At 66.6% G+C, this 24,538-nt stretch carries 17 protein-coding genes; 13 read left to right on the top strand and 4 right to left on the bottom strand.

Features of this window, described 5'->3' with window-relative positions; genetic code table 11:
• The first annotated feature begins 27 nt into the window (after positions 1-27).
• The 6 genes from ODR01_RS05175 to ODR01_RS05200 all read left to right on the top strand — a co-directional run bounded on the left by ODR01_RS05175 (position 28) and on the right by ODR01_RS05200 (position 7,531).
• On the top strand, positions 28-1,893 hold the full coding sequence (locus tag ODR01_RS05175) for a sensor histidine kinase (protein WP_316976543.1): 1,866 nt from the start codon (positions 28-30) through the stop codon (positions 1,891-1,893).
• A gap of 16 nt (positions 1,894-1,909) precedes the next feature.
• Complete coding sequence (locus ODR01_RS05180; RefSeq protein WP_316976544.1) at positions 1,910-3,148, top strand: response regulator; 1,239 nt, start codon at positions 1,910-1,912, stop codon at positions 3,146-3,148.
• A complete protein-coding gene (locus ODR01_RS05185) occupies positions 3,145-4,335 on the top strand; it encodes an HD domain-containing phosphohydrolase (RefSeq protein ID WP_316976545.1) in 1,191 nt (396 codons plus the stop codon). The genes ODR01_RS05180 and ODR01_RS05185 overlap by 4 nt, the downstream gene beginning before the upstream one ends.
• Before the next feature lie 137 nt (positions 4,336-4,472).
• On the top strand, positions 4,473-5,519 hold the full coding sequence (locus tag ODR01_RS05190; protein ID WP_316976546.1) for an ABC transporter substrate-binding protein: 1,047 nt from the start codon (positions 4,473-4,475) through the stop codon (positions 5,517-5,519).
• A gap of 81 nt (positions 5,520-5,600) precedes the next feature.
• Complete coding sequence (locus ODR01_RS05195) at positions 5,601-6,428, top strand: ABC transporter ATP-binding protein (RefSeq protein WP_316976547.1); 828 nt, start codon at positions 5,601-5,603, stop codon at positions 6,426-6,428.
• The gene (locus ODR01_RS05200; RefSeq protein ID WP_316976548.1) at positions 6,425-7,531 is read left to right on the top strand and encodes an ABC transporter permease; all 1,107 of its coding nucleotides are present in this window, start codon (positions 6,425-6,427) and stop codon (positions 7,529-7,531) included. The genes ODR01_RS05195 and ODR01_RS05200 overlap by 4 nt, the downstream gene beginning before the upstream one ends.
• A gap of 4 nt (positions 7,532-7,535) precedes the next feature.
• Here ODR01_RS05200 and ODR01_RS05205 read toward each other — a convergent pair whose 3' ends face one another.
• Positions 7,536-8,966: an FAD-dependent oxidoreductase gene (locus ODR01_RS05205; protein WP_394356806.1), complete on the bottom strand. Its 1,431-nt coding sequence runs from the start codon at positions 8,964-8,966 to the stop codon at positions 7,536-7,538.
• Positions 8,967-9,381: 415 nt separating this feature from the next.
• Here ODR01_RS05205 and ODR01_RS05210 point away from each other — a divergent pair, with 415 nt between their 5' ends.
• The 6 genes from ODR01_RS05210 to ODR01_RS05235 all read left to right on the top strand — a co-directional run bounded on the left by ODR01_RS05210 (position 9,382) and on the right by ODR01_RS05235 (position 16,941).
• Complete coding sequence (locus tag ODR01_RS05210; RefSeq protein WP_316976549.1) at positions 9,382-10,611, top strand: KamA family radical SAM protein; 1,230 nt, start codon at positions 9,382-9,384, stop codon at positions 10,609-10,611.
• Positions 10,611-11,603 carry a D-alanine--D-alanine ligase family protein gene (locus ODR01_RS05215; RefSeq protein ID WP_316976844.1) on the top strand — a complete coding sequence of 331 codons (993 nt, stop codon included), beginning with the start codon at positions 10,611-10,613 and terminating at the stop codon, positions 11,601-11,603. The genes ODR01_RS05210 and ODR01_RS05215 overlap by 1 nt, the downstream gene beginning before the upstream one ends.
• Positions 11,604-11,629: 26 nt before the next feature.
• Positions 11,630-13,165: a GNAT family N-acetyltransferase gene (locus tag ODR01_RS05220; protein ID WP_316976550.1), complete on the top strand. Its 1,536-nt coding sequence runs from the start codon at positions 11,630-11,632 to the stop codon at positions 13,163-13,165.
• A 187-nt stretch (positions 13,166-13,352) separates the two neighbouring features.
• Positions 13,353-14,801: a TrkH family potassium uptake protein gene (locus ODR01_RS05225; protein ID WP_316976551.1), complete on the top strand. Its 1,449-nt coding sequence runs from the start codon at positions 13,353-13,355 to the stop codon at positions 14,799-14,801.
• Positions 14,802-14,930: 129 nt separating this feature from the next.
• Positions 14,931-16,280, top strand: a complete 1,350-nt coding sequence (locus ODR01_RS05230; RefSeq protein WP_316976552.1) for a diguanylate cyclase domain-containing protein — start codon at positions 14,931-14,933, stop codon at positions 16,278-16,280.
• Between the two features lie 10 nt (positions 16,281-16,290).
• On the top strand, positions 16,291-16,941 hold the full coding sequence (locus ODR01_RS05235) for a DsbA family oxidoreductase (RefSeq protein ID WP_316976553.1): 651 nt from the start codon (positions 16,291-16,293) through the stop codon (positions 16,939-16,941).
• On the opposite strand, the gene ODR01_RS05240 is transcribed toward ODR01_RS05235, so the two are convergent.
• From ODR01_RS05240 to ODR01_RS05250, 3 genes are all read right to left on the bottom strand, one after another.
• On the bottom strand, positions 16,938-18,551 hold the full coding sequence (locus ODR01_RS05240) for an MBL fold metallo-hydrolase (protein ID WP_316976554.1): 1,614 nt from the start codon (positions 18,549-18,551) through the stop codon (positions 16,938-16,940). The two genes, ODR01_RS05235 and ODR01_RS05240, sit on opposite strands and share 4 nt — an antisense overlap.
• A 73-nt stretch (positions 18,552-18,624) precedes the next feature.
• On the bottom strand, positions 18,625-22,110 hold the full coding sequence (gene mfd / locus ODR01_RS05245) for a transcription-repair coupling factor (protein WP_316976555.1): 3,486 nt from the start codon (positions 22,108-22,110) through the stop codon (positions 18,625-18,627).
• A gap of 4 nt (positions 22,111-22,114) precedes the next feature.
• Positions 22,115-22,378 (bottom strand): FAD assembly factor SdhE, encoded by a 264-nt coding sequence (locus ODR01_RS05250; RefSeq protein ID WP_316976556.1) that lies wholly within the window; start codon positions 22,376-22,378, stop codon positions 22,115-22,117.
• Positions 22,379-22,449: 71 nt separating this feature from the next.
• Here ODR01_RS05250 and recG point away from each other — a divergent pair, with 71 nt between their 5' ends.
• On the top strand, positions 22,450-24,534 hold the full coding sequence (recG, locus tag ODR01_RS05255) for an ATP-dependent DNA helicase RecG (protein ID WP_316976557.1): 2,085 nt from the start codon (positions 22,450-22,452) through the stop codon (positions 24,532-24,534).
• The last annotated feature ends 4 nt before the right edge of the window (positions 24,535-24,538 follow it).

The raw sequence follows: 24,538 nt of genomic DNA on the forward strand, positions 1-24,538 counted from the left end.
GCATTGTCTGGACACCTTTGGGCATGGATGCGCGGCCGTAATACGTCGGCCGACAAATATTTGTTGGCGGTTCTGGGCGTCATTCTTTTCCTGTTCGTCATTGTTCTTCTCGTTCTTCACCACAAGACCCAGAATGACCTGCGTGCGGCCCACAAGACGGAATTCGTCGAGGAAGTGAAGCGCCGGGCCGATGGGCTCGGCTTCTTTTTCACCGACCGTCGCAACGATCTCGACGATCTTGCCGTTTCCCCCTCGCTCGAAGCGTACTTCCTCAACAAGGATCTGGGGGTGTCCCTGCAGTACGGTCTTCGCGCCAATCTGGAGGAGGTCGCCGGGACCATGCGGCGGCTGGTCAACACCCGCCGGTTCGGCAGCAGGGCCGACGCCGTCTACGAACGGATGGTCATGGTCGACGCCGCCGGCACCGCGCTTATCGACGTGACATCGATGGGGGGAAACACTTCCGGTATCCACGAGCTTCAGGGCGCGAATCTGTCGCGATTCCTGGCAAAGGACGAGACCGACGCCGTGGTGCGGTTCGACGGGTGCCCATCCGCTCCGGTCGTCGTGGTGCTCCGGCCGCTCTTCCACAAGGGCCGCTTCGTCGGCCAGGTGTTGGCTTGGCTGCGGTGGGAGTCGATCCAGGAACATCAGCTTTCCGTCCGGCGCAGGCAGGCTGCCGTCGCCATCGCCGACAACGAAGGATGCGCGTTTTATGATGCGCCGAGGGAGGAACTGCGCTCTTCCCTGGCGTGGCGTATCGCCGGAACGGTAGATGGCGGCGCCGTGACGACCGAAGGCGCGTCCGGAGACAGGACGGTTGCCGTGGCCGTTCCGGTGGCGACGACGCCCTTCAGGTTCGTCGCCTCCATTCTCGAGGCCACTCTTTTGACCGGCAACACCAGCGTTTGGCTGGTCGGCGGGCTCTATGGGCTGACGTTTCTTCTTCTCGTCAGCGGCGCCGTGATCTGGCGCAACGGCCTGCGCCGCGACCGCCTCGAAAGCGAGCTGCGCGACGCGCAGAAACTGGAGGCGGTGGGACAACTGGCCGGCGGCATCGCCCACGAAATCAACACGCCGTCCCAATATATCAGCAACAATTTGACCTTTCTGGCCGACGCCCACGCAACGCTGTTTGCCTTGGTGCGGGGGTGCCTGGCGCTGATCGACGATCTCAAGGATCGCGAGGAGTTTGCCGACCGCATGCGCGAGATCGACAATCTGCGCCGGGGCGCCGATCTCGACTTCCTGGCCGAAGAAATTCCCTCGGCGACCGAGCAGTCGATTTTCGGCATCAAGCAGATTTCGCGCATCGTCCTTGCCATGAAGGAGTTCTCGCATCCCGGAGTCCAAGGGAAGGCGCCGACCGACCTGAACCGGGCGATCGAGAACACCATCACCATTTCGCGCAACGAGTGGAAGCACGTCGCCAAGGTGGAGACGGCCTTCGACCCCGCGTTGCCGGCGGTGATCTGCCTGCCGGGCGAAATCACACAGGTTCTGCTGAACCTGCTGGTCAACGCCGCCCATGCCGTCCGCGCGGCGGGCCACGATGCCAACGACGGGCGCATCCGCATCGCCACCGCCCTCGAAGGGGAAACCGCGGTGATCCGGGTGGAGGACAACGGCACGGGCATTCCCGAGGCCATCCGCGGCAAGGTCTTCAACCCCTTCTTCACCACCAAGGAGGTCGGCAAGGGAACCGGCCAGGGCCTGACGATCGCCCGCGACATCGTTGTCAACAAGCACGGCGGCGCCATCCGCTTCGAGACGCGGACCGGCAAGGGGACAACCTTCGTCGTCCATCTTCCCGTCCGTGGCGTCGCCAAGGGCAACGCCAACGCCAAAGGGAAAGCGCCGATAGGCGGCGCGCCGACACGTGAGTCGATCTGACATGGGGGACCAGCCCATGACATCAACCGTCCTGTTTGTCGATGACGACGAAAACGTCCTCAGGGGGTTGCGGCGCATGCTTCATCCGATGCGCGAGGCCTGGCAGATGGTTTTCGTCGACAGCGCGGAGAAGGCCTTGGCGGCGATGGCCGAGCAGCCGTTCGACGTCGTCGTGTCCGACCTCAGGATGCCGGGAATGGACGGCGCCGAACTGCTGACGATCGTCAGCAAGACCTACCGGTCCAGCGTTCGCATCATCCTGTCGGGCTATGCCGAGGAGGAGGCGATCCTGCGCACCGCCGGGCCGGCCCATCGCTATCTCTCGAAACCGTGCGGCTTCGACTGCCTGGTCGAAGCCGTCTCCAGCGCCGTCGCCTTGCGGCGCTTTCTCGACGACGAGGGGCTCCGTCAGTTGGTGTCGAGCCTGCATTCCCTGCCCAGCCCACCCGACGTCTTTCTGGCCCTGCTCGAGGAACTTCGCTCGAAGAACGCGTCGTCCACTTCCGTCGCCCATATCCTGTCGCGCGACGTCGCCATGACCGCCGAAACCCTGAAGCTTACAAACTCGGCGTTCTTCGGTCTTCCCACCCGCATCACCGATCTCAAGGACGCCGTGCGGCTTCTCGGCCTGGATACCATCAAGGCCCTGACCCTGATGGCCGGCATCTACTCCAGCTATTCGGGAGACACGGCTACGGCGGCCATCATCCGGCGCCTCGGCAACCGAAGCCTGGGCGTCGGCATGGCCGCCCGGACCATCGCCGAACTGGAACACCTGGATCAGGCCGCCATCCAGGAAGCCATGTGCGCCGGGGTGCTTGCCCATGTCGGCGTCCTCGTCCTCGTCGCCAATTTCCCGCTTCGTTTCCGTCGGGCCGTGAACCAGGTGGAAAACGGCGTGCAGCCGATTTACGAGGCGGAACGCCAGGTGTTCGGCGCCAGTCATACGGAACTCAGCGCCTATCTCCTCGGCCTGTGGGGATTCGTCGACTCGGTGGTCGAGGCGGTGGCCCATCACCATGAGCCGCACCGCTACAAGGGCCAGAGCAAGCTTGTGGGGATCCTCCATTGCGCCCAGGCCCTCGCCAAGACCTGCGGCGCGGCGATGGCCAGGGGAGAGTCCGAGGAACTCGACGACATCGCGCTGCGTTCGGGGCTGGACATGGACTTCCTGATGGCCTCCGACCTGATCGACCGTCTTCCCGATTGGCGCAATGCCGTCGACGAGGTCTTGCGCAGAGGGGGTGTCGAATGAGCAATCGCGTGCTGATCGTCGACGACGACGCAAACCTTCTTGCCGGATTGCGCAGGCAGTTCCGCAACGGCTTCGATCTGCATCTGGCGCAGGGGGGCGCCGAGGCCCTGGCGCTGGTCGCCTCCGAAGGGCCGTTCGCGGTCGCCATGGTGGACATGCGGATGCCGGGAATGGATGGCATTTCCCTGCTTGCCGAACTGCAACGCCAGACCCCCGACACGGTGCGCATGATGCTGACCGGAAACGTCGATCAGCAGACCGCCATCGAAGCCATCAACCGGGGCCAGATCTTCCGGTTTTTCACCAAGCCCTGCCTGCCGGACGTGCTGGCCGACGGCATCGAGGCGGGGTTGCGCCAGTACGCCCTGGTGACGGCCGAGCGCGATCTCCTCGAAAAAACATTGGCCGGCAGCGTCAAGATGCTGATCGATGTCCTTTCCCTCGCCGATCCGGCCGGCTTCGGCCGGGCATCGAGGGTCCGGGACTGGTGCCGGACGTTGGTCGAGGAGTTGCCGGCCATCCAGCTTTGGGAAATCGAGGTGGCGGCGATGCTGGCCTGGCTGGGCAGCGTGGCGGTGCCCCCCGAACTGATGGCGAAAAGGGACAAGGGGGAATGGCTGACGGCGTCCGAACAGGAAATCATCGACCGCATACCGATGACGGGACGCGACATCATCGCCAACATTCCCCGGCTGTGCCGGGTGGCGGAGATCGTCTATTGCTGCGACCGGTCGTTCGACGGAGCGCAGGGCTTCCCCTGGGACAAGCCGGTCGGCGCCGACATCCCGATCGAGGCCCGACTGCTGCACATCCTGTTCGACTTGGCCGCCGAGGCGGAACAGACCGGCTTCATGTCGTCGGCCTATGCGGTTCTCGCGGCCCGGCTGGGCCGTTACGATCCCGACCTGCTGCGTCTCGTCCGCGACCGCCTTCTGCCATCCGACGCGGGACCGATCGGGCCGTTCATCCAGGAGCTTTCGATCGCCCAACTGGAGGTCGGCCATCACCTGAAGTCCGATCTGGTGACGGAGGACGGGCGGCTCATCCTCAAGGCGGGCAACACGCTGAACGGCATTCAGGCCGAGCGCATCCGCAATCTGGCGGTGATGTACAAATTCCGGGAACCCATCCGGGTGGTCCACGTTTACCGCCGCTTATCGGCGCCGGCGGCGCCATCGCATCCATAAATTTGCGTGTCCAGCCAGCCGTTGCGGATTAGTATCGCGGCGGGACAGGGCGGAGCTATCGCGAAACGGCTGCCGCCGACGGGCCGGGGGAGGCTTGGTCGAACCTGGATGGACAAGGACAAGCAGGGAGAGAGGCCATGGTTTGGAGAATCGGTTTTAAGCGGCTGGTGGGAGGATTGGCCGGCGCCGCGGTGCTGGCCGCCGCCGCCGGCGCGACGGCGGCGGAATTGCCCGCCCCCCTCAGCCCGCCGCAAAAAGTCAAGGTCGCCTATGTACCGATCCTGAAGTTCGCTACCGTGTACGTGGCGTCCAAGCGCGGCCTGTTCAAAAAATACGGCCTCGATGTCGAGTTCGAGCGCGTGAAGTCGGGCACCGAGGCGATCGCCTTTCTGACCCAGGGCTCCATCGACGTCGGCGGCATCGCCATCGTCACCTCGCTGTGGAACGCCTGGAACCGCGGGATGGACATCCGCATCATCGCGCCGGGCGCGCTGGAGCCCTTCACCAACAGCCCGACGCAGCTTCTGCTGCGCAAGGCCTTGGCCGCCGAGGGCAAGGTGAAGGGCATCGCCGATCTCAAGGGCAAGCGGATCGCGACGGCCGGCGGGCCGGGCAGCGGTGGCGAATACCTGGCCGCCAAGGCGCTCGAGCGCGCCAAGCTGACCATCCGCGATGTCGAACTGATCAACTTGAACAACGCGGACATGCCGGCCGCCCTGGAACGGGGTACGATCGACGCCGCGTTGGCCGGTTCGCCCTATGCCGATCAGGCCATCAAGGGAGGCTACGCAACCGTCCTTGAAGGCGACCTGACGCCTGGCCTGATGACCGTCGCCTTCGTCGGATCGGGCAAGTTTCTCAAGGAACGGCCGCAGGTCGCCGAGCGGTTCGTGCTGGCGCTGGCCGAGGCGGCGCGCCTGATGCAGGGCGACGGCTATCTCGCCCCCGCCAACATCGAAGCCTACATGACCTTCACCAACACCACCGAGCAGGCGATCCGCGAGGGCAATCCCGTGGTCTACGACCCCAATCTGGTGGTTTCCTTCGACGGCCTGCGCGACGTCGAGCGGGTGCATCGCGAAAACGGCCGCCTGGAGTACACGCAACCCATCGACCTGAAGGCTGTGGCCGATGACCAGTTCGTCAAGAAGGCGATCGCCGCGCTCGGCCAGTATAAGAAATAGGCCCTGTCCGGGACGGCGGGCGGCCCTTTCGGGGCCGCCCGCCCTCGGCATCAACGAAGTCATCTGTCTGGAACCAAACCGATGATATTGTCCGGCGCGCAGGCGTCGCCGTCGCGGGAGACGGCGACGGCGGCGAAAATCATTTCCCGGAACGTCACCAAGATCTATCCGACCGTCCGCGGGCCGATGACCGCGTTGACGGATTTCAACCTCGACGTGGCGGACGGCGAGTTCGTCAGTGTGGTCGGACCGTCGGGCTGCGGCAAGTCCACCTACCTGCGGATTCTGGCCGGCCTCGACACACTCAGCGCCGGCAGCGTCCTGATCCGGCCGGGGGCCGATCCCAAGAAGCCGCTCAACAGCGTCGTCTTCCAGGAATATGCCGTCTTTCCGTGGAAGACCGTCGTCGACAACGTCGCCTTCGGCCTCGAAATGCGGGGCATCGGCCAGGCCGAGCGGCACGAGGTCGCCCTCTACTGGCTGGAGCGGGTCGGCCTTCGCAAGTTCGCCGGGTACTATCCGCACCAGATTTCCGGTGGCATGAAGCAGCGCGTCAGCATCGTGCGCGCGCTGGCCAACGATCCCGAGGTGCTGTTGATGGACGAGCCGCTGGGAGCGCTCGACGCCCAGACGCGGATCGTGCTGCAGGACGAACTCCTGCGCATCTGGGAGGATACACGCAAGACGGTCGTCTACATCACCCACAGCCTCGACGAGGCGATCCTGCTGAGCGACCGGGTGATCCTGATGACCGCCCATCCGGGCCGCCATCTGGCCACCTTCGAGATCGACATCCCCCGGCCGCGCACGGTGGAAACCATGAACACGGCCCGCTTCGCCGAATTGCGCGGCGCCGTCTGGGATCTGTTGGGCAAGGAGGTCGCCCGCGCCATGGAGTTGCAGGCATGAGCACATTGGCCAACGGCAACGCCAACCCCACCATTCCGCAGGCAACCGATCCGGAAACGCTGGCCCGACGGCGGGCCGAGCGACTGGCCTTTTGGCGCGGCCTGTCGTGGCTGATCGCGGCGACGGTGGCCTGGAACGCCATCTTCTTCGCGGCCGGCCTGTGGTTTTCGCTGTGGTGGCTGGGGCTGTCCGGCGATTTCGTGCTGGCCGTGATGATTGCCGAACGGATCGGCCGGGTCGTGCCGTTGCGCGGCCGTCGGGCCTATGAGCGCACCCTGGCGTTCGGCTTTCCGGTGCTGGCTCTTGTCGCCTGGCAGGTGATCGTCGACGCCGGCATTCTCAGCGCGACCTGGTTTCCGCAGCCGACCCGCATCGCCAAGGCCCTGTGGGAGATGACGGTCAGCTACGACCGCTTCTCGCAGACCAGCCTGATCGGCCGTCCCTGGCTCATCCCCGAGACGGTGGCGCAATCGGGATGGGCCGCCGGCTGGGGCCTGATCGCCGAAAGCCACGTGTGGGCGACTTTGGGACGGGTCGGCGCCGGCTTCGTGCTGGGGGCGATTCCCGGCGTGCTGCTGGGCGTCGTCATGGGCATGAACAAGACGGTCCGCCTGATGCTCGACACCACCCTTTCGGCCATCTATGTGCTGCCCAAGATCGCCATCTTCCCCATCGTCATGCTGATGTTCGCCGATCCTTTCGGCGAAGGGCCGAAGATCGTCGTCGTCGCCCTGGCGGTGTTTTTCCTGATGACCATCAACTCCATGGCCGGGGTGCGCGACATCGACCCGGTTTTCCTGATGGCGGGACGGAACTATGGGGCCAGCGGCCTTCAGATGCTGCGCCACGTCATCGTCCCGGCCGCGCTGCCGGTCATTTTCGCCGGCCTGCGTCTGGCGTTGGGCACCGCGCTCATCGTCATCATCTCGGTGGAGTTCCTGCGCGCCAAGCAGGGGGTGGGCTTCATCACCTTCTATTACTGGGAGGTGCTGAACCCCGAGAAGATGTACGCCGGCCTTGTCGTGGTGATGATTCTGGGCATCCTGCTGACCTATCTCCTGCAATGGATCGAGCGCCGGGTCATGCCCTGGCAGCGCGACTAGCGGGTCACTCCTCGGCGGTTGCCGCGACCGGCAGCGGGTTGAGGAACGCCCCCTGCTTGACGAGGGCCGCGCGGATGGCGGCGACGTCGAGGTCGCCGGGATCGCGCCCGGCGTTGGCGGCCAGCGCGGCGGCGATGCCCGCCGCCTGCCCGGTCGTCCAGCATTGGGGGATTTCGCGCAGGAAGGCGTGGCTGCCGATGTCGCAGGCCAAATGGCGGCCCGGCGCCAGGAGCCCTTTCAGGTCCCGGGGAAGCAGCGCGCCATAAGGAATCGACACATTGGCGAACTTCGGCGACGGCGCCGGAGAAACCCCGATCTCGTCGGCCCGCACGCGCCCGTCCCAATCGGTCCGGCACACCGTTCCGCGGCCGATCAGGCGTCGCCCGTGGCGAACCCCGATCTGCGGGGCCGAGAGCAGAAGGTACGCGTTCGAAAAACCCGGCGCGTGCCGGCGATAGAAATGCAGATGGTCGATCATCAGGCGGCGGCTGCGGATCTCGACCTCGCTTAAGTCCTCGACGTCGAGGGCGGAATAGCCGGCAAGCCGCGGCCCCAGGAAGACGGCGATGTCGTCGCGCCAGGAAACCATCGCCTTCTCGAAATAGCGCAGCGTTTCGCGCCCGAGGGCCAGGAAGGCGGCGTACTGGTCCGGCTCCTCCATCCTGAAGCCCAGGAACGCGGCCATGTCGACGCCGCCGAACATCCAGGCGGTGTTCATGCAGGCGTGGATGTCGTGGGCGTTCACCGTCGCGTCATGGGCGGCGCCGGCCGCGGCGTAAAGGTCGCCGTCGCCGGTGGCGTCGACGGTCACCTTGGCGAGGATGGCCCGCCGGCCCTGCTTGCTTTCGAAGAGGCAGCCCCCTACCCGGCCGTCTTCGACCACCGGCCGCGCGCCCCAGCCGTGAAAGATCGGATGCACACCGGCGGCGAGCGCCAGTTCGAGCGATTCGGCCTTGAGCCACTCGGGGTCCAGCGTCGGCGAATGGGTTACGATGCCGTGGAAAGCGGCCAGCCGCGGCGACCAGAAAGCGGCCTTGCCTTCGTCTTGCGATCCCCACTCCTCGCGGGCCGGGCCGGCGACCGATCCGGCGGGAAGACGGGAGAGAATTTCTTCCCCGAAGCCGCGAATGACTTGGCGTCCCGCCCAGTCGGTCATGCGGTCGATCCAGATGACGAGGCCGCCGGTCGACAGCCCACCCAAATGGTTGTAGCGCTCCAGCAGGACGACGTCGGCACCCAGCCGGGCGGCTGCCACCGCCGCCGCCGTGCCGGCCGGGCCGCCCCCCACCACCAGGACGTCGCATTGCGCATGGACGGGAATCTCGCGCGCCGGTTCGCGAATCGATTCCCCCGATGGGGGGCGGCGCGGCCGCTTTTCGGCGTCGTAGATGGCGGATTGGAAAAACCGCTCGCTGTCCTTGTCTGGTGATCCCATTCAAGAGCCTCTTGATGAAGACGCCGACCATACCTCGGCTTCTGCCTGCCACACCCCGCATTCCGCCGAAAACGGCCACTATCGCCGCCACTAGGGGGCAGGCGGATCGTCCGACACAATATCTCGCGGTGCAACACTCGACAAAAAAATTCACTTCAAGGGGCAAAACACGCTCAAAACGACTTGAAATCGAATCCGAACTGATACAATGGTTATGCGCCTGCGGTAGTGATGACAGAATCGACGATGGTCGCGCGACGATCCTCCGCAGAAGGTGGGATTATCCATCCAAATGGACGATCTTATGGCGGCTCGTGGAGAGCCTCCCAGTTGTAGCTCAGCTACAATATCCACCCGTTCCCCCAACCTCATAGCTCTGTTCAAGACACCGGATCGTCCGCCGGATCGTCCGCCCGTGGCGGACAATACCGACGCACCGCCGCTTCGTCCGAAGCGCCGGCGGGTCGAGCGCTTCCCGCTCGGCGAGGCGAGCCGCGACTTCAAGAAGCGGTTCTTCCCGGATGCCAGTGTCGCCGAATGGACGGACTGGCGTTGGCAGTTGCGCAACCGCATCCGCTCGCTTGCCCAGCTCGAACGCATCTTCGTGCTGTCGGAAGACGAGCGCGAGGCGGTCGGCCGCCGCACGGGGTCGTTGCCGGTCGGCATCACGCCCTACTATGCCAGCCTGATGGATCGCGAAGACCCGTTGGATGCGCTGCGCCGCACCCATATCCCGGTCGGCCAGGAATACCTGCGCACGCCGGGCGAAGCGGACGACCCGCTGGGAGAGGATCACGACTCGGCGGTACCGGGGCTGGTGCACCGCTATCCCGACCGCGTGCTGTTCCTGTCCACCGGCTTCTGCTCGACCTACTGCCGCTACTGCACGCGTTCGCGCATGGTCGGCGAGGCGGGCGGCGACTATCAGTTCTCGGTCAGCCAGTGGGACCGCGCGCTCGCCTACATCGAGGCCCATCCGGAGGTCCGCGACGTCCTGCTGTCGGGCGGCGATCCGCTGACCATCGCGGACGACAAGCTCGACTATCTGCTGGGCCGCCTGCGGGCGATCAAGCACGTCGAGTTCATCCGCCTGGGCACCAAGGTGCCGACGGTCCTGCCCATGCGGATCACCAAGTCGCTGACGAAGATGCTGCGGAAACATCACCCGCTGTGGATCAGCATCCACGTCACCCACCCGTCCGAGCTGACGCCGGAGGTCACCGAATCCTATGCGCGTCTGGCCGATGCCGGCATCCCGCTGGGCAGCCAGACGGTGCTGTTGAAAGGCATCAACGATTCGGTCGACACCATGAAGCGCATGATGCACGGGCTGCTCATGCGCCGGGTCAAGCCCTACTACCTCTACCAGTGCGACCCGATCACCGGCTCGGCGCATTTCCGCACGCCGGTCGAGAAAGGGATCGAGATCATCCAGGGGCTGCGCGGCCATACCACCGGCTACGCGGTGCCGACCTTCGTCATCGACGCCCCCGGCGGCGGCGGCAAGATTCCGCTGCTGCCGGAGTATCTGGTGGGGCGCGATGGCGACGACGTCCTGCTGCGCAACTTCGAAGGCAAAATCTATCGCTATCCCGATCCCGACGGCAGCTTCGGCGCCGGGAAAGGCCCGGGCGCGGCTCCGTGATGCGCATCGGCCTGACCTACGACCTGCGCGACGACTATCGCGGCATGGGCCTTTCGGAGGAGGCGCTGGCCGAATTCGATTCGCCGGAAACGGTGGCGGCGATCGAAGGCGTCCTCCGCGGCCTCGGCCACGAAACCGACCGTATCGGCCATGTCCGCCATCTGGCGGCGCGGCTGGTCAAGGGAGATACCTGGGGCCTTGTCTTCAACATCGCCGAAGGTCTTGAGGGACGCTCGCGCGAGGCGCAGGTGCCGGCGCTCCTCGAGGCCTATGGCATCCCCTATGTCTTCTCCGATCCGCTGACCCTGGCCGTCACCTTGGACAAGGCCGTCGCCAAGCGGCTGGTCCGCGACGCCGGCATTCCGACGACGCCGTTCGCCCTGATCGAAAGCGACGACGACGTCGCCGCCGCCCGCGCCCTTCCCTTCCCCGTCTTCATCAAGCCGTTGGCGGAAGGCACCGGCAAGGGCTGTACCACGGCATCGAAGGTGACGTCGCCGGCCGCACTGGCCGAGGCGGCGCGGGCCCTGCGTGGCCGGTTCAACCAGCCGGTGATCGCCGAGCCCTACCTGTCCGGCCGCGAATTCACCGTCGGGGTGGTCGGCAACGGCGACAGGGCCCGGGTGATCGCCGTACTGGAGGTTCTGCTCGGCGCCAATGCCGATCCCGGGGTCTATTCCTTCGACAACAAGGAACTGTGCGATAGTCGCGTGAACTATCGCCTCGCCGACGACGCCGAGGCTCGGGCGGCGGCGGGTTCGGCACTGGCGGCCTACAAGACGCTGGGGTGTCGCGACGCCTCGCGCCTGGACTTTCGGTCGGACGGCAACGGCGTTCCCCACTTCATGGAGGTGAATGCCCTGGCCGGTCTTCATCCCACCCATTCCGATCTGCCCATCCTCTCGACCATGGCCGGCCTGGCCTACGAGGACTTGATCGGGCAGATCATGGAGGCGGCCATCGCGCGCTACGGTCTCGTCGGTTCGGCCTGACGGGTGGCGATCGAGCCTGAAAAATCATGACGAGCGCGCCAGCCTTCGTGCCAGTCCTTCACGGCGCCGCCGCCGACCGGCCGGACGAGGCCGATACCGTGATTGCCGCCGAGACCATCCAGGGCGCCCTCGGACGCCTGGGATACCGCTCGGAAATCATCCATTTGGGGCTCGACCTTGGGGCGCTTTCCGCCCTGGCGGCGCGCCGCCCCGCCCTGGTGTTCAATCTGGTCGAGGGACTGGCCGGCGACGGCACCCTGGCCCATCTGGCGCCGATGGCGTTGGAGCATTTCGGCCTTGCCTACAGCGGCGGCACGGCCGAATCCCTGCGCGACACCCTGTCGAAGACGGCGGTCAAGCGGCTGTTGCAGACGGCCGGCCTGCCGACGCCCGCGTGGTCGCTCGACGGCGGCGGACTGGAGGGCGTGGAGCGGGTGATCGTCAAGTCGATCGGCGAGCACGCCTCGATCGGGCTCGACGCCGGTTCCGTGGTGGCGGCCGGCCGGGCGGCCGAGGAGATCGCGGCCCGGCAGGTCCGCTTCGGCGGCCGGTTCTTCGCCGAGGCCTTCGTCGAGGGCCGCGAATTCAACGTGGCCGTGATGGACGGGCCCGGCGGACCGCGCCTGTTGCCGATCGCCGAGATCGATTTCGTCGAATACCCGGACGGACGGCCGCGCATCGTCGACTACGAGGCGAAGTGGGAGGAAGGCAGTTTCGCCTTCGGCAACACGCCGCGCCACTTCGACTTCCCGGCCGCCGACGGTCCCCTTCTCGAACGGTTGGGCGACCTGGCCCTGGCCGCCTGGCGGCTGTTCGATCTGGTCGGCTATGCCCGCGTGGATTTCCGAGTCGATTCAATGAATAGGCCGTGGATCCTCGAGATCAACGTCAACCCCTGCCTTTCCCCCGATGCCGGCTTCGCCGCCGCCGCGGCGCGCGCCGGATTGGATTATGACGAGATGATCGAAGGCATCGTCGCGACCGCCCTCGCCCGGCAACGGAGCGAGGTGGATGCCGGCGACCACGACGGGTCGACGGCCCCCATCGCCGGGATCTCCCCTGAAGGCGGCTGCTCCTCCGGCCTCGTCTGGCGGGAGGCGGTGCGGGCGGAGGACATCGAGGGCGTACGGACGCTGGTCGCCGGAACCGCCATGTTCTCGGCCGAAGAGATCGATATCGCCGCCGAGTTGGTCATGGAGCGGATCGAAAAGGGGCCGGCGTCGGGTTATGAGTTCGTGATGGTCGAGGAGGGCGGCAGGCTGGCCGGCTATGCCTGTTACGGGCTGATCCCCGGCTCGGAGACCAGCTACGATCTTTATTGGATCGCCGTCAGTGCCGATCGGCAGGGACAAGGACTGGGCCGCAAGATCCTGGCGCGGTCCGAGGACGCCATGCGCCGCCTCGGCGCGCGCCAGATCTACGTCGACACCTCGTCCTGCGAGAAATACATCCCCACCCGCGCATTCTATCTCGGCACCGGCTACACGGTGGCGGCCGAATTCGCCGACTTTTACCGGCCGGGCGACGGCAAGGTGATCTTCCTCAAAGAGCTCAGCGATTGAGCATCGCCGCCGTCCCCCTGCCCCGCATCGCCCGCGGCCAGAAGGCTCCCCGCCGCTAAGCTTGTCCGGTGTGGTTCCCGATCGCCAAGTGATTTGACTCTGGCTTTCGGCGGCGGCGCCGAGTATGGAAAGCGCCGATGGCGTCGCCCCTCGTTCGCGCCGGGCCGACCCCGCAGGATATTCGAGCATGCTCTTTTCGCCGGTGATCTACGTGATCGGGTGGTTCCTGCAGATGCTGGGGGTCGCCATGTTCTTTCCGGCGGCGGCGGATTGGATGGCCGGCAACGCCAATTGGGCGGTCTTCGCCATTTCGGGAGCGGGAACCTACTTTGCGGGAGCCTCCTTCGTCCTTGCCACTCGGGGCGCGCCCCTCGACATCAACCTGCGCCAGGGTTTTCTGCTGACCACCGGAAGCTGGGTGTCCGTCGCCGTTTTCGGGGCCGTGCCCTTTGCCTCTTCCGACCTTCTGCCGTTGACCTACACCGATGCCTTCTTCGAGACGATGTCGGGCCTGACGACAACCGGCTCGACGGTGCTGACCGGACTGGATGACCTGCCGCCGGGGGTTCTTCTGTGGCGCGGGTTGCTGCAGTGGTTCGGCGGCATCGGCATCATCGTCATGGCGGTGGCCATGTTCCCGCTGCTCAAGGTGGGCGGCATGCAGCTTTTCCGCATGGAATCGTCCGACCGTTCGGAAAAGGCGATGTCCAGCGTCAAGCGCTATACCGCCGCCCTGGTGCTTTCCTATGTCGCGCTCAGCATTGTTTGCGCCACCTTGCTGCGGCTTGCCGGCATGCCCTGGTTCGATGCCGCCGTCCATGCGATGACGACGCTTTCGACCGGCGGATATTCGACCTCCGACGCCTCGGTTGGCCACTGGGACAGCCCGTTCATCCATTGGATCATCACGGCCTTCATGCTGCTCGGCGCGCTGCCCTTCGTCGTCTACATCCACATGCTGCGGCAGGGGCCGGCGTCGCTTTTTCAGGACAGCCAGATCCGGGCCTTTTTCAGCTTCCTGTGCATAGTCGTCGGCGTGGTCACGATATGGCTGTGGTCATCGGGGGGCTTCACGTTCGAACGGGCCCTGCGCGAGTCCGCCTTCAACGTGGTCTCCATCGTGACCACCACCGGGTACGCGGTTTCCGATTATTCGCGCTGGGGGGCCATGCCCTTCGGGATCTTCTTCATGCTGATCTTCGTCGGCGGCTGTACCGGCTCGACCGGCGGCGGCATCAAGATGTTTCGTTTCCAGGTCCTGTGGGCGGCCTTTCGCGCTTACATCTGGAGCCGCATCTATCCCCATGGCGTTCAGGCCCTGACCTACGACGGCCGCCCGGTTTCGAACGACGTGGTCCTGGGCGTCCTGGTTTTCATCCTGATCTTCCTGATGACGGTGATGGCCACCAGCCTGATCCTCGAGGGACTGGGCCTGGATCTGGTGACGGCCCTGTCCGGCGCCGCGACGGCGGTCGCCAACGTCGGCCCCGGACTGGGCGACATCATCGGCCCGTCCGGCACGTTCACCTCCCTGCCCGCCGCTGCAAAGTGGGTGCTGGCCATCGCCATGCTGTTGGGGCGGCTCGAGTTCCTGGCGGTTTTGGTCCTGTTCTCTCCCGGTTTTTGGCGGCGTTAGACGCCATCGCCGATTGGTGTGGCGGGCACCGGCCTCGGATTCCTATAATCAGGAGGACCGCATCAACGCGGCAAGCCGGTAGACCGCTACGCACAAGGCATCGACTGGGCAGAAACGGACAGGGACGCGATGAACCGCCTCGGCAACATACTGCTACACGGAACCGATCCCGCGCGGACCGACCGCATGAGCACCCTACTGACCGACAGCAACTGCAATGTCGTCATCTGCGAGACCGCCGACGAGGTGTGGGAGGAAGCTCGCGGCAGCCACCCGGATCTGATCGTCATCGACGTCGGCTCGCTGGGCCGGCCGGGAATCGCCACGGCGACGGCGCTCCGCCAGCGGAAGCTGGAGAACGTCCCCATCGTCCTATGGGTGGCCGAAGAGTTTGCCGGGCTGTATGACGAGGCCCTGGCGGCGCGGGCCGACGACGTCTTTGCCGGCGACGTGGACGCGACGGGGGCGGTCGAGCTGATGACGCGCATGCGTCCCCTGATGCGGCTTTCCACCCAACTGGCCGAAGTGCGGCGCCGCATCGCCCTGGCCCGCGAGTTCGGCGTTCCACTCCCCGACGATCCCGATCTTTCGGTGGGCGACGTTCTGCATCGCGTGCTGGCGGTCGGCGGCTCTCCGGCGCTGGAGCGACGGGTTTCAAGGGCTTTGGCGACGCGGGCCGAGAGGGTCGACTACCAGGCCCGGCCGTTCGAGGCGCGCGACCGCCTGTTCGAAGGCGACTTCGACGCCGTCGTCATGGAGGCGGGAGAGGGCATCTCCGTCGAGGATGCCCTGGAATTCTGCAACGAGGTTCGCAACCATCCGCGCCTTTTCAATCTGCCGCTCCTGATCATCGAGGAGGCTCCGGGCAGCGTCCCGCACGGCGAGGCGATCCGCGCCGGGGCCAGCCTGGTGCTCGATCATGCCGCCGCCGACGACCGCCTGCGCTATTTCCTGGCATCCTATGGTCGCCGGCAGCAGATCCGCTGGCGGATCCGCGACGCCATCGAGGCCACCAAGACCGTGCGGACGCGGGGCATGCACACCCACAGCTACATGCCGGGCTTCCTCAGGTCCCACCTGACGGCGTTGATCGGCGAGGCCCGCGACTGGCAGAAGCATCTGACCGTCCTGGTCTTCTCGGTGGCGGAGTCGCTTGTCCCCTTCCGGGAGGAATTCGGCGAGGAAGCGGCCCGCGAACTGACCCGCCAGGTCGCCCAGTGGATTTCCGGGCTGGTGCGCCTCGAAGACGTCGTCGCCAACTTCGGCGGCGGCGAGTTCTGCGTTTCCCTGCCCGACACGCCGCTCGACGAGGCCGAGGCGGTCATCGGGCGCGTCACCGGCATCCTGGAATACACCGACTTTGCCGTGAAGGACGTCTATCGGCCGGTCAAGGTGACGGTCAAGGTCGGTTGGGCCGAGCTTGACGCCGACGACGACGCGGGAGCCATGATCGCCAGGGCCCGCCAGCAAATGGAGTAGAAGCCGACCCATGCGGATCGACGTGATCTTCGATACCGTTTGTCCGTGGTGCTACGTCGGAAAGCGCCGCATGGAGGCGGCCTTGCGCTCGCGTCCCCATGTGAAGGTGGAACTCGGCTGGTGGCCGTTCCTGCTCAATCCCGACATGCCGTACGGCGGCATGGAGCGCGGGACCTATCTGGTGCGCAAATTCGGCAGCGAATCCCGCGTGCGGCGCGTTTACGGCGCAATCGCCGACGCCGGCCAGTCCGTCGATATCGATTTCGCGTTCGATCGCATCCGCACCACTCCCAATTCGGTCAACTCCCATCGGCTGGTGCAGTTCGCCGCCCGCGCCGGGCGCGGCGAGGCGGCTGTCGAGGCCCTGTTCTTCAACTACTTCATCAACGGCAGGAACATCGGCGAAACCGACGCCCTGCTCGCCATCGGAGGCGCGCTCGGCCTGGAGGAAAAGGCGCTGACCGCCTACCTCACCGGCTACGAGGACGTCGCCTTCGTCTACGAGGAAAACGCCCGTGCCCACCGCATGGGAATCAACAGCGTCCCGTCGTTCGTCTTCAACGGCTCGATGATCATCTCCGGCGCCCACGAGGCGCAGGTGCTGGCCCGCCTGATCGATGCGGCGGCGGTGACGGCCGAAAACGCCACCTGTTCCTCCTAGGCCGCCCGTTCCCCGCCTTTCAGGGTGCGCCGCAGGTCGACGAGCAGGCGCCGGCGGGTTTCCACGTCCGGCAGCGTCCGAAGGTCGTTGGCGAGTTCGAGCAACAGCGCCGCATAGTCGTTGTGCCAGTCCGACGTCGCGGTTTCGCTGACGCTCGCCGGATCGAGGCGCGGGCGGTCCAGATGGCGTTTCGGGGCGCCGTCGATGGCAAGGTCGAAGACCTCGTCCAGTTGCGGAACGAACACCAGGTTCGGGTCGAACTGGGCCTTGATCAGGCGGCTGCGCAGCGCCTCGATGACCGACTGCTCGCCATGGCTGAGGAAAATGCCGCCGGCGACCGGCAGGCGCGCGCGGATCCAGTCGACGATCTGCTCGCGGTCGGCATGGGCGGAATAGAAGTCGACCGAGCGGATGCGCGCCTTCACCGACACTTCCTGGCCATGGATGCGCACCTTCTTGGCGCCGTCCAGGATCAGGCTGCCCAGGGTGCCGGGCGCCTGGTAGCCGACGAAAAGTACGGTGGCCTTGGGGTTGCTGAGGTTGTTCAGGAGATGGTGGCGGATGCGGCCGGCGTCGCACATGCCGCTGGCCGCCATGATGATGGCCCCCGAGCGGACGGCCTCCAGCGCCATGCTTTCGTCGACGCTTTGGATGAAGCGGATGGAAGGATGGCGGAACGGATTGACGGTCCCGTTGATGCCTTCCAGATGGCCGCTGTGCTTCTCGAACACCTCGGTGGCGCGGATCGCCAGGGGCGAGTCGAGATAGATCTGGATCTGGGGGATCTGGCCCTCGTCCATCAGCATGCCGAGGTCGAACAGCAGTTCCTGGGTGCGCTCGACCGCGAAGGCCGGGATCAGGATGTTGCCGCCGCTCTTGACCGCCGCGTCGATCTCGGCCTTCAAGGCGCCACGGCGGGCCTCCGGCGACAGGTCGGAGCGGTCGCGGTCGCCATAGGTGCTTTCGACCACCAGGTAGTCCAGGTCCTTCGGGCCTTGCGGATTGGATTGCAGGGTCTTTTGGTCGGGTCCGACGTCGCCCGAGAAGAGAATCCGCTTGGCGCTGCCGTTTCCCTTGCCCGCCGCCAGTTCGAACTCGATGGAGGCGGAACCGAGGATGTGGCCGGCGTTCCAGAAGCGGACCCGCACCCCGGGACCGCCATCGAACCATTCCTCAAGCGGCACATAGCGGATGCCCTCGGCCGCCCGCGCCCCGTCCTCCTTGGTGTAGATGGGAAAGACGGGCGGCAGGTCGCGGCGCCGGTTGCGCTGGTTGATCCGCTTCACCTCGAATTCCTGGATGTGGCCGGAATCGGGCAGCATGTAGGTCAGAAGGTCGCGCGTCGCCTCGGTGGCGAAGACCGGCCCGTCGAAGCCGCTCTTCAGCAGCTTGGGCAAAAGGCCCGTATGGTCGATGTGGGCATGGGTCAGGAAGACGGCGTCAACGGCCTTGGCGTCGAACGGGAAGTCGCCATAGTTGAGTTCGCGGATGGTCTTGGTGCCCTGGAACATCCCGCAGTCCACCAGGAAGCGGAACCCCGGAACCGAGACGTGGTAGCACGAGCCGGTCACCGTACGGGCGGCGCCGCAGAACTTGATCTTGAACTCCATCGGCCTTTTCTCCGCTGTTGCCGAAACCCGCCGTTCGGACGGGGTTCCTCCTGAATGGGGCGGCCACGCGCCGCTAGTTTTTTGCCGCCGCGACGGCGGCCAGTTCCTTCATCAGCCACGAGACGCCTTTCAGGCGGGCCGTGACGTCGTCCCAGCTGCGAATGTAGACCAGCTTTTGGTCGGGACGCAGCTTTGCCGTGCCGACCTGCTGGGTGAGAAAGCGCACCATCCCCTCGGGGTTGGCGAAGGAGTCGTTGCGGAACGACAGCACGGCGCCGCGCGGGCCGGCCTCGACCTTGGAAACACCGGCCTGCCGGCACAGGCACTTGACCGCCACCGTCTGCAACAGGTTGTCGACCTCGGCCGGCAGCGGCCCGAAACGGTCGATCATCTCGGCAGCCAGGGCGTCGATCTCGGCGGCGTCGGCCAGGCGCGCGATCCGCCGGTACAGGCTGAGTCTGACCCCGAGGTCGGCGACATAGCTTTCCGGGATCAGCACCGCCATGCCGAGGCCGACCTGCGGGCTCCACTCGGTATCGGCCAGGTCCCCCTCCCCGGCGCCCCGGGCCTCGGCCACCGCCTCTTCCAGCATCTGCTGGTAAAGCTCGACGCCGACCTCGCGGATGTGGCCCGACTGCTCCTCGCCCAGCAGGTTGCCGGCGCCCCGGATGTCGAGGTCGTGGCTGGCCAGCGAGAAACCGGCGCCCAGGGAATCGAGGGTCTGCATGACCTCCAGACGTTTCTCGGCGGCGGGTGTCAGCTTCTGGCGCGGCGGCAGCGTCAGGTAGGCGTAGGCGCGCACCTTGGAGCGGCCGACCCGGCCGCGCAGCTGATAGAGCTGGGCCAGGCCGAAGCGGTCGGCGCGGTGGATGATGATGGTGTTGACCGACGGCAGGTCGAGGCCGGATTCGATGATGTTGGTGGACAGCAGGATGTCGGCTTTGCCGTCGTAGAAGGTGGCGACGCGCGCTTCGAGCTCGCTCGGCGTCATCTTGCCGTGGGCGAGGATGACGTTGACCTCGGGCACCAGCTTGGCCAGGGCCTCGCTGACCCCTTCCAGGTCTTCGATGCGCGGGCACACGTAGAAGGTCTGACCGCCGCGGTATCGCTCGCGCAGGATGGCCTCGCGGATGATCACCGGATCGTAGGGCAGGACGAAGGTGCGCACCGCCAGGCGGTCGACCGGCGGCGTGGCGATCAGGCTCAACTCGCGCACGCCCGTCAGCGCCATTTGCAGGGTGCGCGGAATCGGCGTGGCGCTGAGCGTCAGGACATGGACGTCCGACTTGATCTGTTTCAGGCGTTCCTTGTGGGCGACGCCGAAATGCTGTTCCTCGTCGACCACCAGCAGGCCGAGGTCGCTAAAGGCGATGGATTTGGCGAGCAACGCATGGGTGCCGATGATGATGTCCACCGTTCCCTTGGCCAGCTCCTCCTTGGTGCGCTTGGCGGTGGCGGCGGGGACCAGCCGCGACAGCTGCTCGACGCGCACCGGATAGTCGGCGAAACGCGCGCGGAAGGTCTGGAAATGCTGGCGGCACAGCAACGTCGTCGGCACCACCACGGCGACCTGTCGGCCCGACAGCACGGATACGAAGGCGGCGCGCAGCGCCACCTCGGTCTTGCCGAAGCCGACGTCGCCGCAGATCAGGCGGTCGGCCGGAATGCCGCGCGCCAGATCGCCCAGGGTGTCTTGGATGGCGCGGTACTGGTCCTCGGTCTCGGTATAGGGGAAGCGGGCGCAGAATTCCTCGAACAAGCCTTCCGGCGGCGCCAGCACCGGGGCCGGGCGCAGTTGCCGGGCGGCCGCCACGCCGATCAGCTTTTCCGCCATGTCGCGGATGCGCTGCTTGAGGCGGGCCTTGCGGGCCTGCCAGGCGGCGCCGCCCAGCCGGTCCAACTGGGCGTCGGTCTGGTCGGAGCCATAGCGGCTCAGCACCTCGATGTTCTCGACCGGCAGGAACAGCTTGTCGCCGCCGTCGTAGAGAATGCGCAGGCAATCGTGCGGGGCGCCGCCGACCTCGATGGTGGTGAGCCCGTCGTAGCGGCCGATGCCGTGGTCGACGTGCACCACCAAGTCGCCCTCGCTCAAGGCGGTGGCGTCGGCGATGACGTTTTCGGGCCGGATCTTGCGCCGGCTCGGCCGGTTCATCCGTTCGCCCAGGATGTCCTGCTCGCTGATGAAGACGGCGTCCGGCCCGGCGAACCCGCGCTCGATGCCGAGCACCGCCATGGCCACGCGGTCGGCGCCGAGCGTGCTTACCTCGGCCCAGGTTTCGGCCGGGCTGAGGGCATCCAGGCCATGTTCCTTGAGCAGCGAGCCCAGGCGGTCGCGCGAGCCTGCCGAGAAGGCGGCGATGACGACCCGCCGCCCGCCCCGCATCTCGGCTTTCGCATGGTCGCGGATGTCGTCGAAGACGTTGACGTCGGGCCGCACGCGGGCATCGCTGAAATCGCGGCCCGGGCGGCCGCCGGCATCGGGGCTGTCTTCGGATACCGGGCCGGCGAAGGGCGACAGGGTGGCCAGGGGTTTCTCGACGAGGAGAGTGCGCCATTCCGCGGCGTCAAGGTAAAGGCGTTCGGACGGCACCGGGTTGTAGGGGGTGGCCGTGGCCGCCAGTTTGCCGTCGGCGATGCTCCGGCGGGTCAGGTAGTATTCGTCGATCAGATCGAGACGGGCATCGCGGGCTTCCTCGGCCTGGTGGTCGAGGATGACGGCGCCGGCCGGCAGGTAGTCGAACAGCGTTTCCAGCCGGCCATAAAACAGCGGCAGCCAGTGTTCCATGCCGATATGGCGCCGGCCCTCCGACACCGCCTCGTACAAGGCGTCGTCGTGAATGGCGGCGCCGATCAGTTCGCGATAGCCGGTGCGGAAACGCTGGATGGCCTCCTTGTCCAGGGGCACCTCGCTCACCGGCTTCAGCACGGTGGCTTCGAGCTTGCCGGTGGATCGCTGCGAGGTCGGCTCGAAGGTCCGGATGCCTTCCAGTTCGTCGCCGAAGAAGTCGAGGCGCACCGGCATGTCGAGGCCCGGCGGAAAAACGTCGACGATGCCGCCGCGCACCGCGAACTCGCCCGGCTCCATCACCGTTTCCGAGCGCCCGAAGCCGTGGCGGACGAGGAAATCCGTCACCGCGCCGGGATCGAGACGCCCGCCGGCGGCGATGGTCAGCGTGGCGCCGGCAAAAGCCTCGCGCGGGGGCACTCGTTGCAGGATGGCCGAAACCGTTGTCAGCACGATGCGGGCTTGAGCCGGGCTCGGTCGGCCGGTCAGAAGCCGGGTCAGCGTGTCGATGCGGCGGCTGACGATCTGGGCGTTCGGCGAAACGCGATCGTAAGGCAGGCAATCCCAGGCCGGGAACTCCAGCCGCTCGACGTCGGGCGCGAAAAAGGCCACCGCTTCCGAGGTCTGGGCCAAACGGACGTCGTCGCGAGCGATGAACAGGATGTCGAGCCCGCCCGCCGCCAGTTCCGCGAGAATCCGCGCGTCGTATCCCTGGGGAGCGCCCCAGACCTGAAGACGGCCTTGGGATTTGAGTTTTTCTAGTAAATTTTTCAACAGACTAAATGTTTTTTCTAAAGTTCTTTATAAGATCTACAAGGGCGCCGTCGATGGTCGCCGGCACCGCCTTCTTGCCGACCACCCAATCGAGAAGGTCGTTGTCGTTGGCCTCCAGCAGGGCCTCGAAGCCATCGAGCTGGCCGCCGTCGAGTTCGGCCAGATAGCGGTCGGCGAAGGCGCGCAGCAGCAGGCTGGTTTCCAGCATGCCGCGCTGGCGACTGCGGAACAGGAGGCGCTTTCGGCGGATGTCGGGCGATTCGGGCATTGTGTCCTCCGTCGGCTACCGTAGGATATAACCCCTTGCGCCGGTCCTGTCAGCCTGCACGAATGGGAAGCATGCGCCCGGAGATCCTGTTTCCGCTGTTCAAGCCCGTCACCTCGCTTCCCGGGGTGGGACCGCGTTTGGCCAAGGCCATCGAGACGATGGCCGGCGGGCGCGTCGTCGACCTCTACTGGCATCTGCCGAGCGGCCTCATCGACCGCCGCTACGCGCCCAAGGTGGCCGAGGCCCGCCCGGGCGAGATCGCCACCATGACGGTGCGCGTCGAGCGTCACGTGAAGCCCGGCAACCCGCGCCTCCCTTATAAGGTGTATGCGGCGGACGACACCGGAACCCTCGCGCTGGTCTTCTTTCACGCCCACGCCGACTATCTGCGCAAGACCCTGCCCGAGGGCGAGGTCCGCGTCGTCAGCGGCAAGGTCGAGCATTTCGGCCGCGAGATCCAGATGACCCATCCGGATCACATCGGCACGCCGGACGAGCTGGAACGCCTGCAGACGGTCGAGCCGGTCTATCCGCTGACGGCGGGCCTGACGCTCAAGGTGCTGGCCAAGGCGATGGCCGCCGCCCTCGACCTGGCGCCGGATTTCCCGGGGGAATGGATCGACCCGCCCCTGGCCAGGCAGCGCGGCTGGGGCGCCTGGCGCGATTCCCTTGCCGCCGCCCACCGGCCGGACGGCCCGGCGGCGCTGGAACCGATGGCGCCGGCCCGCGCCCGCCTTGCCTACGACGAGTTGCTGGCCAACCAGTTGGCGCTGGCCCTGGTACGGCTCAACATGCGCCGGCTTCCCGGCCGCGCCATCGCCGGCGACGGGCGGCTGCGGGCAAAGGTTGAAGCCGCCCTGCCCTTCGAATTGACCGCCTCGCAGCGCGTGGCGCTGGGCGAAATCGTCGCCGACATGGCGGCGCCGACCCGCATGCTGCGCCTGGTGCAGGGCGACGTCGGCAGCGGCAAGACGGTGGTGGCGCTCCTGGCCATGCTGGCGGCGGCGGAGGCCGGCGGCCAGGCCGTGCTGATGGCGCCGACCGAGATCCTGGCCCGCCAGCATATGGCCACCATCGAGCCGCTGGCCGCCGCCGCCGGCATCCGCGTGGGCCTGCTGACCGGGCGCGAGAAGGGCAAGGCCCGCGCCGCCCTGATGGAAGCCTTGGCGGACGGCGGCATCGATCTGGCCGTCGGTACCCATGCCCTCTTCCAGGAAGGCGTCGAATTTCATGATCTGGCCCTTGCCGTGATCGACGAACAGCACCGTTTCGGCGTCCATCAGCGCCTGACGCTGGCCGCCAAGGGCCGGGGCGTCGACGTCCTGGTGATGACGGCGACGCCGATCCCGCGCACCCTCATGCTGACCGCCTATGGCGACATGGACGTGTCGCGCCTGACCGAAAAGCCGGCCGGCCGCCAGCCCATCGATACCCGGGTGCTGCCGATCGAGCGGCTGGAAGACGTGGTGGCCGGCGTGTCGCGCTCGCTGGCGGGCGGCGCCAAGGTGTACTGGGTGTGTCCGCTGGTCGAGGAATCGGAAGTCCTCGACGTGGCGGCGGCCGAGGAACGCCACGATTTCCTGCGCCACGCGCTGGGCGAACGGGTCGGGCTGGTGCACGGGCGGATGAAGGGGACCGACAAGGACGCCGCCATGCAGGCCTTCGCCGAAGGGCCGCCCTCCGTGCTGGTCGCCACCACGGTGATCGAGGTCGGCGTCGACGTACCCGACGCCACGGTGATGGTCATCGAGCACGCCGAACGCTTCGGCCTGGCCCAGCTTCATCAGCTGCGCGGCCGCATCGGGCGGGGAAGCAAGGCGTCGACCTGCCTGCTGCTCTATGCCGCCCCCCTCTCCGAAACCGCGCGGGCCCGCCTGGCCATCATGCGCGAGACCGACGACGGCTTTCGCATCGCCGAGGAGGACTTAAGGCTGCGCGGGGCCGGCGAGTTGCTGGGCACCCGCCAGAGCGGCCTGCCCGAATTCCGCGTCGCCGACCTGGCGGCGCACGCCGACCTGCTGGCGGTGGCGCGCGATGACGCCAGGATGATCCTCGAGCGCGACCCCGAGCTTGAATCGGCGCGCGGCCAGGCGCTGCGCACGCTGCTCTACCTGTTCGAACGCGACGCCGCCGTGCGCTTCCTGCGTTCGGGATGAGAAA

This window comes from Shumkonia mesophila, assembly GCF_026163695.1.
Lineage (GTDB): Bacteria > Pseudomonadota > Alphaproteobacteria > Rhodospirillales > Shumkoniaceae > Shumkonia > Shumkonia mesophila.